Source organism: Caulobacter sp. FV1ye13L (assembly GCF_058681155.1).
This window is the reverse complement of sequence record NZ_CM178732.1, coordinates 2347433-2359129: the sequence shown is the minus strand read 5'-3', so window position 1 is coordinate 2359129 and position 11697 is coordinate 2347433. Positions and strand designations below refer to the sequence as shown.

Sequence of the window (11697 nt, the reverse complement as noted above, 5' to 3'; positions counted from 1 at the left end):
GTGAACCATGAATCTTGACCTGACCCCGGAGCAGTCCGCCTTCCGAGACGAGGTGCGCGCTTTCTTCGCCAAAAACGTCCCTGAGTCCTTCAAGAGCCGTGTCCGCGCCGGCATGCGCCTGGAGCCGGAGGAGTTCACCCGGTGGCAAAAGCTGCTGCACGCGCGCGGCTGGGGCGCGCCGTCCTGGCCGAAGGCGTACGGCGGCACGGGCTGGGACCCGACGCAGCTCTACATCTTCGAAACCGAGGCCTCGCGCGCCGACGCCCCCGTTCAATTCCACCAGGGCCTGGAACTGATCGGTCCGATCATCTTCACGTTCGGCAGCCCCGAACAGAAGGCCAGGTACCTGCCGGCCATCGTGTCGGGCGACGACTGGTGGTGCCAGGGCTATTCCGAGCCAAATTCCGGCTCCGACCTCGCCTCGCTATCGACCCGGGCGGTGCTTGACGGCAACGCCTACGTGATCAACGGCCAGAAGGCCTGGACCAGCTACGCCCACGTGGCCAACCGGATGTTCCTGCTGGCCCGCACGGATCCGGACGCCCGCAAGCAGGCCGGCATTTCGCTGTTCCTGATCGATATCGACACGCCGGGCGTGACGATCCGTCCCGTGGTCACAATGGACGAGATCCACCACACCAACGAGGTCTTCCTCGACAATGTGCGGGTCCCGCCCTCGGCCCTGCTGGGCGAGGAAGGCATGGGCTGGAGCTATGGCAAGGTCCTGCTGGACCGTGAGCGCGGCGTCACCGCCGCGACCACCATGCGCCTGGCCCAACAGCTGCGCGGCGCCCGCAAGGTCGCAGCAGAGACTGTCGTCGGCGGGCGGAGCCTGCTCGACGATCCCCGCGTCGCCGACCGTCTGGCTCAGTTCGAGCTGGAAGTGATGGCCCTGGAAGGCATGGTCATGCGGACCATGGCCGAGGCGACCTCTGGCCAGGATTCCGGGCCCCGGGCCTCGATGATCAAGATCCGCTGGTCCGAACTCCTGCAGCAGATCACCGAGTATTGGGTCGAGCTACAGGGTTACGGCGCCATGGCCTTCGCGCCGCTCGGTCCGTTCGAGGCGCCCGAGGCCTGGCCGGCCAAGGGGATGATCTATTCCCGGGTCACCAGCATCTACGGCGGCTCGAACGAAATTCAACGCAACATCATCGCCCGTCGGGCGCTCGGTCTCTGAGGTCCCCATGAACTTCGATCTCTACGAAGAGCAGCAGCTCCTGAAAGACAGCGCCTGGCGCTACGGCGCCGACCATGGCGACTTTACCGCCTGGCGCGCCCGGACCGATCGGGGTGAGGCCTACGACGCGGCCAGCTGGCGGCAGATCGCCGATCTGGGATGGCTGGCCCTGAACGTCCCCGAGGACGACGGCGGCCTGGGCGCGGGCCCGGTGGAAACCATGGTCGTGGCCGAGGCGATGGGCCGTTATCTGATGCTTGAGCCGTTTATCTCGACCGGCGTCATCGCGCCGATCCTGCTCGCCGCCGCCACCGAAAGCGTCCGTGTGGACCTCTCCTCGGGACTGATCGAGGGCAAGGTCGTCATCAGCCTGGCCGACGCGGAACCTGGCGGCCGCTTCGACCTCAACCGCATCGCCACCCGCGCTGAAGCGGTGGAAGGCGGCTTCCGGCTCACCGGCGAGAAGAGCCACGCGCTCGATGGAGGCTCGGCCGACTGGTTCATCGTTCCGGCCCGGACGGCGGGCGCGGACGACAGCGTGGAAGGTGTGAGCCTCTTCCTGGTCCCGGCCGACGCGGCGGGCCTGACGGTCATGCGCAGCCGCGCCATGGACAACCGCCACAACGCCAGCCTGAAACTCGATGGCGTCCTGGCGCCCGTCGCGACCCTGATCGGCGGCTTGGGCGAGGGCTTTCCGCTGCTGCGTGACGCCGTCGATCGTGGCGTGGTCGCCCGTCTGGCCGAAGCTGTCGGGGCCATGGACGCTGTCCGCGCGATGACCCTGGAATACCTCAAGACCCGCAAGCAGTTTGGCCAGACGCTCGGCGCGTTTCAGGCGCTGCAGCATCGCGCGGTCGACATGGCGATCGCCTGCGAGGAGGCCCGCTCGATGATGTACCTGGCGACCATCGCCCTGTCGGGAGCCCCCGCCGAACGCCGCAAGGTGATCTCGGCGGCCAAGGCCCGCGTCGGCCAGACCAGCCTCTATGTGGGACGTCAGGCCGTGCAACTTCACGGTGGCGTCGGCTTTACCGAGGAGCTGGCGGTGGCCCACTACCTCAAGCGCCTGATCATGATCGACATGGCGTTCGGCAATGCCGACCATCATCGCACCGAGCTGGCAGCCAGCCTGAAGCCGGGCGCGATCGCCGCCTGAATCGAAAGCGCGCCGGGGGCTTGATCCGCCTCCCCCGGCGCGCGCCAGATCTATGAGCGTGAGAACCCTTGCCGGCGTCGGATGATCTCATCCGACGCCGTTGCTTTCAGGACAGCGCGGTGGCCAGACCGCCATCGACGGTGAGCATCTGGCCCGTGACGAAGTCGCTGTCGTCGCAAGCCAGGTAGCGGACCGCCTTGGCGATGTCCTCGGTCGTGCCGAGCCGCCCCAGCGGGGTCTGACCGATCCGCATGGCGATGCGCTCTTCGGAGACCACCCTGCGCACGCCCTCGGTGTCCACCGTCGACGGCGCCACGGCGTTGACGCGGATGTTCATGGTTCCGAGCTCGGCGGCGGCCGCCCGGGTCATGCCGGCGACGGCGGCCTTGACGCCGCAGTAGGCTATGCCGTTCGGGATACCCAGAAGCGCGCTGACCGACGCGATGTTGATGATCGAGCCGCCGCCCGAAGCGGCCATCAGGGGGGCCGCGGCCTGCATGCCCCAGATCACGCCCGAGAAGCCCACGCCGACCATGCGGTCGAGGCTTTCCGGCCGGATGTCGGCCAGGGGCTCGTAGACGTTCCACATGGCGTTGTTCACCAGGACGTCGAAGCGGCCATGCTGTTCATGGATCGAACCCAGGGTCGCGATCAGCGCCTCGCGGTCGGAGACGTCGCAGCCCAGCCCCAGGGCCTGCCCGCCAGCGACGACGATCTCGTCGGCCGCCGCCTGGGCCCAGTGCGCCTTCAGATCCAGCAGGGCGACCAATGCCCCCTCGGCGGCGAGCATGGCTGCAGTCGCCCGCCCCAGGCCCCGCGAAGCGCCCGTCACCACAGCGACCCGTCCTTGTAGGCGACCACCCATCGTTTCCTCCTGCAGCATTTTCGACCGGCGAAGAGCCTGATCGGTCTTGGGCTTCATGATTAGCCCGCTCTCCCCAACCCGCCCGAGCTTGCGACCCACGAACCGAAAACATCACCGACGTGATGCGCGTGAAAAAAAGGCGGCGGTCTTTCGACCGCCGCCAGATGTCCGAGGATCCTTTAGGGAGGATTAGAAGGTCTTCTGGAGCGACACGCCAATGATGCGAGGCTCGGTGAAGACCGCGTTGGCGACCTGGCCGAGCGCTTCGTCCATCAGGAACACATCGGTGATCGAGCGCTTGTTGAGGAGGTTTTTCACATAGGCTTCCAGTTCCAGGCCGCGCTCGTCATTGACGACGCGGAACGAAAGGTTGGCGTTCGCCCAGCCCTTGATCTGATCCACTGGCGTGTTGAAGACCCGGGCGTGGGACTTGCCCTGGCGGTAGTAGTCGCCACGCACAGTGCCTTCCCAGCCTTCCAGGACGTCGAAGGAGTACTGAGCGCCGATGGAGCCCGTCCAATGCGGCGAGCCCGGCAGTTGATTGCCCTTCAGCTTGGCCGCCACGCCATCGGTGGGCGTCACGCCGAACGAGGTCGCGAAGCTGCCCGCGCAAGCGCCCAGCAGCGCCGCCGGATTGCCCGAGACACCGGCGACGGTGGCCGCGCCCGGCGCCTGCTGGATGACCGCCAGCAGGTTGCCCAAGGCGGCCGTCGGCACCACGCAGCCCGCCGCGCCCGAGGTCTTGACCAAGGTCAGGCTCGGATTGTTGCCGGTGCGGTTCATCGGATCGATGGACTCGCCGGTCTTGATCTTGGTGTCGAGCAGACCCAGGGTTCCGTTCAGGCGGAAGCGCTTTACAGGCTGCCAGACGGCTTCCAGCTCAAGGCCCTTGATCTCGGCGTCGATATTCTCGGTGACGGAAATCCGGTTCACGAACTTCGAGATCTGGTAGCCCTTGTAGTCGTAGAAGAAGGCCGATCCGTTCAGGACCAGGGCTCCGCCCAGCAGGGTGTTCTTGCTACCCAGCTCAAAGGCATTGACGTATTCCGGCTCGTAGAACGGCTTGAGCGTTGCGACCTGGCCGATGTTGTTGGGGCCGCCTCCTTTGTAGCCGCGCGAGTAGAACCCGTAGATCAGGGAGTCGTCGGTAAAGCTCAGGGCGGGCTTCCAGTCGAAACCCGCACGGCCGGTGAACTTCTTGAACTGAGCCGTCAGTTGCCGCGGCGCTCCTGGGGTCAGTCCGCTGCCGGGCGTCAGGAGTTTGACGGGGAAGTTGTCCAGCGTCTTCTTGTCATCGGTATAGCGCAGGCCGACCGTGAACTTCAGCTCCGGCGTGGCCTCGTAGTAGACCTCGCCGAACAGGGCGTTCGAGTCCAGGTGGTAGGGCTGGAAGCTCAGATAGTTGCCATGACCCTGGCCGGTCGGCACGCGGTTCGGATCGATATAGACGCAGGTCCCGCCCGGGGCGCAGGTCGCGCCGCCATTGGCCACCCTCGCCGCATAGGTGAAGGCGTTCGACATGATGTAGAACGACTGGACCACGTCATAGCGCAGGGCCAGGCCGCCAAGGCTGAAGTTCAGGGGGCCGTCGAAGCTGGACTGCAGGCGCAGCTCCTGACTCCACTGGCGCGAGGGCGTGGTGATGCGGTCAGACACCGACATCCGGTTGGAGGCCCCCAGCTGGGGATCGTTCACCAGGCCTCCGGGCGCCAGGGCGGTGTTGTTGAACACCGTCGAGGCCTGGAAGCGGTTCATCTCTTGGCGCGCGTCGAGTTCGCCGTCGTAGTACGACGTCAGCGAGTTGAACTGCAGGTTATCATTGATGTCCCACGCGACGTTCAGCGTGAACACGTCTTCTTCGGCCCGGTAAGAGGGGTTCATGGCCGAGTCGATCACGTCCAGGCCTTGGGGCTGGGTTCCGCCATAGACGTCGCCACTGGTCAGGCCGCGCGCGAACCCGATGATGCCGTACAGGGTGGCCAGCGAGTTGGGCGTGCCATAGGCGGCGGCGTTGTAGACCGACGCGTCAGCGCAGCCCGCGCTCAGGAACCCGCGAACCGTGGCGTTGGTGATCGCAGTGTTGCCCACCGAGCTTGGGCCATTGTCGCGTGTGCAGAGACCCTTGCCCGTGCGCAGACGGGAGTCCCGCTCCTTGAAGTGCTGCCAGACAAAGTTGGCGTCGACGGTCGAGGTCGGGCGCCAGCGCAGGCTGGCCCGGAAGGAGTAGAGATCGCGGTCATCGACCTTGTCGCCGGTGCCCAGGTTGTCGACGAAGCCGCTGCGGTTGAGGGTCGCGCCGGCCAGACGCAGGTCCAGCTTGTCGCCGGCCAGCGGGACGTTGATCATGCCTTTCAGCTTGCGGCCGTCATAGTTGCTGAAATCGGCCCGCAGCATGCCCTCGAACTCGCCGGTGGGCTTGGCGCTCAGAACGTTGACCACGCCGCCGGTGGCGTTGCGTCCGTAGAGGGTGCCTTGCGGACCGCGCAGGACTTCCACGCGCTCGACGTCGAAGAACTCAGCTTCGAACAGCCGGTTGGACGTCAGCGGCGCGCCATTGAAGTGCACGCCCGTGGAGCTGTCGCCCGTCACGGCCGTCTGCTTGGTGCCGATGCCGCGGATCTGGAAATTATACCCGCTGTAGAAGCTCTTGGCGAAGGTGACATTCGGAATCGCCAGCTGAAGGTTCGGGCCGCCGTCGATCTTCTGACGACGAAGCATGTCGTTGGAGAAGGCCGAAACCGCGATCGGCACATCCTGCAGCCTTTCCTCTCGCCTCTGGGCGGTGACAACCAGCTCGTCGAAGGTGACGCCATCTTGCGCGGGCGGGGACGCGATCTGGGCCGCTGCGGGCAGCGCCAGGAAGAAGGACAGGGCGGAAGCGCCGGCCATCAAGGCCGTGCGCCGCAAGGTCTGCGAGATCACCATTTGTTTCCCCCAATAAGCTTCCGCGCGGCGCGGGCTCATCTGTGATTGTTGCGACGCGGCAGAGGCGTCGCCTTAGGGAGCCGTGACCGACCCGATCCGACCAGCCTGGGGACCCAAGGCTTTCGAATATCGCAAACGAGATATTTGAGTTCCGGACCCGGCAGTATTGAGCATAGGCTTCGGGCGAGAGCTCGCAGCGTTCAGATCCCGGGTAGATGGCGCTCAGACCCGACATGCCGGTTGCTGGCGAATAACATCACATATGTGCTGGAAGGCTGGACGGCGCGGGAAGGCGGCGATCTAAAGGCGAGTAGTGTCAGAATTGGCCCATCGCGACCTGGAACCGTTCAATGCGCCGAGAACCGATCAAATCCGCCGCGCGCACCTTGGAGATTCTCGAGCTTTTCCAAGAGCAGCGTTCACCTCTGCGGCTAACCTACATATTCGAGAAGCTGGGCTATCCGCAGTCGAGCACAACCACCCTGCTCAAGAGCATGGTGGTTCTGGGCTATCTGAACTACGACCGCGCCTCTCGCACCTATTTTCCTACCCCGCGCGTGGCGGCGCTGGGCGACTGGGTCAACCATCACCTCTTCGGCTCGGGGGATCTTGATCGGCTGGTCGGGAGCATCTTCGAGCAGACCAACGAGACGGTGGTGATCTCGTCGCAAAACGACATCTTCATCCAGCATTTGCGGATCGTGCAGCCCAGTCATCCCCACAAGATCGCGATGACGGAGGGCAGCATGAGGGTGCTTCCGCACTCCGCGGCGGGCCTTGTCCTGATGAGTCGGATGCCCAGCAAAACCGTCGACAAGCTGAGCCGGCATATCAACGCCTATCTCGGCGGAACGGGCGATCGGATCGACATCGGCCAGCTACAGGAGCAATTGGCCTGGGTGCGTCGCGAAGGGTATAGCCTGTTGGCCGCGTTCCCCTTTCCCAATGCGGCGGCGATCGCCATGCCTTTGCCCGCCGCGCCGCATGGTGTTCAGCTGACCCTGGGCGTGGGCGGCCTCAACAGCCGCATCGCCCGAAACAAGAGCGAGATCGTGGCGATCATGAACGCAGGCGTGGCCGAATACGCCGAAAGCCTCAGGCAATATTCAGCCCCCGAGACCTGAGCCGCGCTCTAGACGACCTCGGCGGACGGGTCGAGGTGGTGACGATAGGTCTCGCGCAGCTTTGACTTCAGGAGCTTGCCCGTCGCGGTGTGCGGCAGGGAGTCGACGATCACCACGTCATCGGGCACCTGCCAGCGCGCCACGCGCGAGGCGAGGAACTTCAGGATGTCGTCCTTGTCGGGGACGGTCTCCGGAGCCGGCACCACGATCAGCAACGGACGCTCCTGCCACTTGGGATGCGGCACGCCGATGACCGCCGCTTCGCGAACGGCGGGATGGGCGATGGCGACATTCTCCAGATCGACCGACGAGATCCACTCGCCCCCCGACTTGATGACATCCTTCGAACGGTCGGTCAGTTGCAGGTAGCCATTGGGGTGGATCTTGGCCACATCGCCCGTGGCGAACCAGCCGTCCTCGGTGATGGCCGGCGCTTCGGCCTTGAAGTAGCTTCGCACAACCCAGGGACCACGAACCTGCAGGTCGCCCACCACCAGGCCGTCATGCGGCGCGATCACGCCGTCGGCGTCGACGATCCTGAGCTCCACGCCATAGATGGCGCGGCCCTGAAGGGCCTGAACGTCATAGCGCGCCTGACGATCGAGGAAGGCGTGCTCAGGTAGCGGCGTCCCGATGGTCGCCAGCGGGCTGGTCTCGGTCATGCCCCAGGCGTGAATGACATAGACGCCCAGCATGTAGTCAAAGCGCTCGATCAGGCTGCGCGGCGCAGCCGAACCGCCGACCAGGATCCGCTCCAGCGCCAGGCCCGCCAAGTCCAGATCCTCGCGATGGGAGGCCACATAGTCCAAGAAGCCCAGCCAGACGGTCGGCACCCCCAGGCTGAAGGTGCAGCGTTCTGCCCGCATCAAGTTGAACAGACTTTCGCCGTCGACCGCAGCGCCCGGCAGCACCAGCTTGGCGCCGCACATGGCCGCGCTGAACGGAATGCCCCAGGCGTTGACGTGGAACAGCGGCGTCACCAACAGGATGCTGTCGCGGCGGGAGATCGCCATGCCGTCCGCGCCGGTCGCCACGAAAGCGTGCAGAACCAGCGAACGGTGGCTGTAGAGCACGCCCTTCGGATCGCCCGTGGTTCCCGAGGTGTAGCAGAGGATTGCGCCGGCGTTCTCGGAGACGACGGTCCAGGGCGCGTCTTCGGGCTCGGCCGCGAGAAGGTCCTCGTAGGCGATCAGATTGGGCAGGTTCAGGCGCGGCAGGTCGTGAGCGCTGCACAGGCAGACATAGGCTTCGACCTGCGGCGCCTGGTCGACCAGGGTTTCGAGCAGCCCCCCGAAGGCCGGGTCGAAGAACACGATCCTGTTTTCGGCGTGCCGAAGGATGAAGGCGATCTGCTCGGGGAAGAGCCGAGGATTGACGGTGTTCAGTATCCCGCCCGCGCCCGTCGCGCCGTAGTAGAGCTCCAGATGGAGCGCGCTGTTAAGCGCCAGGCTGGCGACACGATCGCCTTCGCTCAGCCCTCGGCGCCGCAAGGCTGAGGCCAGTTGGCGCGCCCGGACCGCAAGGCACCCGTAATTGCTTCGGGTGACGCCTCCGGGCTCCTTCGAGACGATCTCGACCTCGCCATGAAAACGCGCTGCGTGATCAAGGAGCGAGGACAGCGTCAGAGGCGTATCCTGCATCAGGCCGAGCATGGCGTTTCCTGTGTCCGATGGTCTTTGCGGCGGACCTTAGGGACGGATGGCGCGTCGCCGGGACGCGGTTCGATCCACAGGCGTCTTTTCACATACGCGATACTGGATGGAGCCATCGACGCGTGGCTTTAACCTTCCCTCAGGGCATGCTGTTGTCGCCCATGGCGGACGCTTTGGCGTGCGTCGGACCGGAAAGAACCGCTCAAAGCGGACTGCGACACGCAACCGGTTGGAGGAAATATGGGAACGGGAACGACCCGCCGGCCGACTCAGGCGGCGCCGAATGGCCAAGCCATGCGCTTTGAATTAGCGCTCCGGCGCGGCGTAGCGCAATTGAAGCTGGACTGCCCGCCGCCCTGCAGCTGGGACGCCGCGCATGCCCGCGCCTTCATCGAAAAAATCACCGCGTTTGGCGCGGACCCCGAGGTCTGCGCCATCGTTCTCCACGGGCGTCGCCTGTTCAACGACGTGCTCGCCGCCCAAACCGCGCCCGACGACGCCCGCTCGGCAATCTATGCGGCGGTCGCAGGCTCGACCAAGCCGATCATAGCCGCCCTGTCGGGGCCCGTGACAGGCTCGGGGCTGGAACTGGCCCTGGCCTGCGCCGCGCGGGTCGCCTTGCCTAACGCCACCTTCTCGAATCTGGCGCGCAGCGAAGGCCACCTTCCCGCAGCCGAGACCCTGATCCGGCTGGCGCGATTGATCCAGGTCGAGCGCGCCGCCGATCTGGCCGTCTTCAACGCGGTCTGGGACAGCAAGGCGGCGATCGAGCATGGCCTGATCGATCTTGTCGCCGCCCGCGATCTCGTCCAGGTCGCCGAGAAGCTCGCCTTCAGCTTCGGGAGCGAAAGCAGGATCGCGCTCACCGCCGAGCCGGAGGTCATCACCGCCAAGATATACGGCCTGCGCGCCAAGGTGCGCCGCGAGGCGCCCCAGCAGACGGCGCCGATAACATTGCTGCGCGCGCTGGAACTGGCCTGGCAGACGCCCTCCCGCCGCGCGCGCGTCGAGATCGATCGCCTGGACGAGACCTTCGCGGCCTCCCCCGAGGCCCAGGCCCTGACCTATGCCGAACATGGCCAGTCCGCCCTGGCGCGCCGCGCCCTCCCCGCCGAACTCGCGCACGAGCTTGCCTGGCCTCTCTTGCGTGAAGCCATCCATCTGCTGGACGAGGGCGCCACACCCGGCCAGATCGACCGAGAGCTTCAGAAGTTCGGCTTCCGCGTCGCTCCCTTCCTGCGTTCGGACCGCGAGGGACTGGAAACCGTGTTCCGGCGTCAGACCGGCCAGACCAATGGCGAGGACTGGATCACCTATTCGCCGACCCTCGATCTCATGATCGACGAAGGCAGTGTCGGTGGGTCCAACGCGCCGGGCTGGTATCGCCATGGCAGCGACGGCCGCTCCACCTTTGAGCCAGAGGTCGAGCGGCTCCTGAAAGCCTCAGCGACCTTCCAGCGTTGCGCCCGCGCGCTAATCAGCGACGAGGTCGTGATCGATCGGTGCCTGACCGCAGCGATCAACGGGACCGCCCATACGCTCGAAGCGCATCCGGACCTGTCGCCCAACCTGGTCGACGCCATCTGGACCCAGCAACTGGGCTTTCCCAAATGGCGCGGCGGCCCGCTCTACATGGCGCGGACCCGGGCCTGCGATCCGCTAGCCAGCCTCGAGCGCTGGGCCAGGGTGCGCAACACGGCCGGCGTCGCCGCTCCAATGCTGCGCCGGATCATCGCCAACGCCTGAGGCGGCCTAACAGTCCTGAAAACAGGAAGGCAGCGTCACCATGTGACGCTGCCTTCCTGTTCACGCAAATGGCTTGTGCGCCGGCGCCCGGTCTCAACCGGGCGCCGATCGCCGCTAGCGGCCCTGGAACACCGGGGGACGCTTTTCGATGAAGGCCTTGACCGCCTCCTTGGCGTCCTCGCTCTTCGACAGCTTCAGCGTGTTGCCCTGCTCATAGCGATAGCCGTCGCGAAGGCTCAGATTGTCGATGACATTGAGACTGTCCTTGGCCGCGGCGACGGCCATGGGGCTCTTGCTGGCGATTTCCCTGGCGATCGCGCGGGCGTACTCCAGGTACTCCTCATGCGGCAGCGCCGCCTCGATAAGGCCCCGGCGATACATCTCTTCGGCCGGCACGCGCCAGCCCGTCAGCACCATGCGGCGCGCGAGGGAATGGGGAATGAAACGCAGCGCGTGTTTTGCGCCCCCGGCCAGACCCACGTCGATCTCGGGAAGACCGAAAACCGCCCGCTCAGAGGCCACAATGATGTCGCAGCTGGCCACAATGCCCAGGCCCGCGCCCAGCGCCGCGCCATTGACCGCCACGACGACGGGCTTGCTGCACTCAACCATCGACCAGCTCATTTCGCGCGCCATGCGCTGGCGGACGAACGCGGTGCCGGCCGGGGCGTCGGGACCAGGGCGGTTCTTCAGGTCGGCGCCCGCGCAGAAGGTCTTGCCCTCGCCCGTCAGCAGAACCGCGCGAACATCGGCGCTCTCGTTGAACGCGTCGAACGCCGCCGTAAGCTCCAGCATCATGTCGACACTCGCCGAATTGACCGGCGGATTGGCCAGCGTCACCGTGGCCACGAAGTCTTCGACCTCAATCTTCAAGCACGACATTCTTTGCTCCTTGCCAGTCGTCGGTCACGAACCGTCTCCTGGACTTGGTAGCCCCTCTCGACTCTGGATCTTAGTCCGGTCGGACAGTGCGCATCACATCACATAGGCGATATTCGACAGGCGCGCGGGCGCCGGCATGGCGCGCCGGAGGGCGCTGTTAGGGTCCG

At 65.7% G+C, this 11697-nt stretch carries 6 protein-coding genes and 2 pseudogenes; 4 read left to right on the top strand and 4 right to left on the bottom strand.

The features are described 5' to 3' along the window. Positions 1-7: 7 nt before the first annotated feature. Complete coding sequence (locus ACW176_RS11270) at positions 8-1180, top strand: acyl-CoA dehydrogenase family protein (RefSeq protein WP_492109193.1); 1173 nt, start codon at positions 8-10, stop codon at positions 1178-1180. Between the two features lie 7 nt (positions 1181-1187). Next, entirely contained in the window at positions 1188-2336 is a 1149-nt protein-coding gene (locus ACW176_RS11265; protein WP_492109192.1) for an acyl-CoA dehydrogenase family protein, read from the top strand. A 106-nt stretch (positions 2337-2442) separates the two neighbouring features. Here ACW176_RS11265 and ACW176_RS11260 read toward each other — a convergent pair whose 3' ends face one another. After that, positions 2443-3219 (bottom strand): SDR family NAD(P)-dependent oxidoreductase, encoded by a 777-nt coding sequence (locus tag ACW176_RS11260; protein ID WP_492111915.1) that lies wholly within the window; start codon positions 3217-3219, stop codon positions 2443-2445. 171 nt (positions 3220-3390) lie between these two features. After that, a pseudogene (locus tag ACW176_RS11255) lies at positions 3391-6293 on the bottom strand (TonB-dependent receptor). 183 nt (positions 6294-6476) lie between these two features. Between ACW176_RS11255 and ACW176_RS11250 the strand changes: the two are divergent. After that, positions 6477-7250 (top strand): IclR family transcriptional regulator, encoded by a 774-nt coding sequence (locus ACW176_RS11250; protein WP_419320633.1) that lies wholly within the window; start codon positions 6477-6479, stop codon positions 7248-7250. An 8-nt stretch (positions 7251-7258) separates the two neighbouring features. Here the strand turns inward: ACW176_RS11250 and ACW176_RS11245 are convergent, their stop codons facing one another. Continuing rightward, positions 7259-8902: a long-chain fatty acid--CoA ligase gene (locus ACW176_RS11245; protein WP_492109191.1), complete on the bottom strand. Its 1644-nt coding sequence runs from the start codon at positions 8900-8902 to the stop codon at positions 7259-7261. Positions 8903-9142: 240 nt separating this feature from the next. Between ACW176_RS11245 and ACW176_RS11240 the strand changes: the two genes are divergently transcribed. Beyond that, entirely contained in the window at positions 9143-10648 is a 1506-nt protein-coding gene (locus ACW176_RS11240) for a 3-hydroxyacyl-CoA dehydrogenase family protein (RefSeq protein ID WP_492109190.1), read from the top strand. Positions 10649-10762: 114 nt separating this feature from the next. Here the strand turns inward: ACW176_RS11240 and ACW176_RS11235 are convergent. Then, positions 10763-11583, bottom strand: a pseudogene (locus ACW176_RS11235) (enoyl-CoA hydratase/isomerase family protein); the annotation flags it as partial. Between the last annotated feature and the right edge of the window lie 114 nt (positions 11584-11697).

Bases quoted from the DNA above. Each gene is read 5' to 3' on its own strand.
- ACW176_RS11245 (WP_492109191.1), bottom strand. From the start codon at position 8,902: ATGCTCGGCCTGATGCAGGATACGCCTCTGACGCTGTCCTCGCTCCTT.
- ACW176_RS11250 (WP_419320633.1), top strand. From the start codon at position 6,477: ATGCGCCGAGAACCGATCAAATCCGCCGCGCGCACCTTGGAGATTCTC.
- ACW176_RS11265 (WP_492109192.1), top strand. From the start codon at position 1,188: ATGAACTTCGATCTCTACGAAGAGCAGCAGCTCCTGAAAGACAGCGCC.
- ACW176_RS11270 (WP_492109193.1), top strand. From the start codon at position 8: ATGAATCTTGACCTGACCCCGGAGCAGTCCGCCTTCCGAGACGAGGTG.
- ACW176_RS11240 (WP_492109190.1), top strand. From the start codon at position 9,143: ATGGGAACGGGAACGACCCGCCGGCCGACTCAGGCGGCGCCGAATGGC.
- ACW176_RS11260 (WP_492111915.1), bottom strand. From the start codon at position 3,219: ATGCTGCAGGAGGAAACGATGGGTGGTCGCCTACAAGGACGGGTCGCT.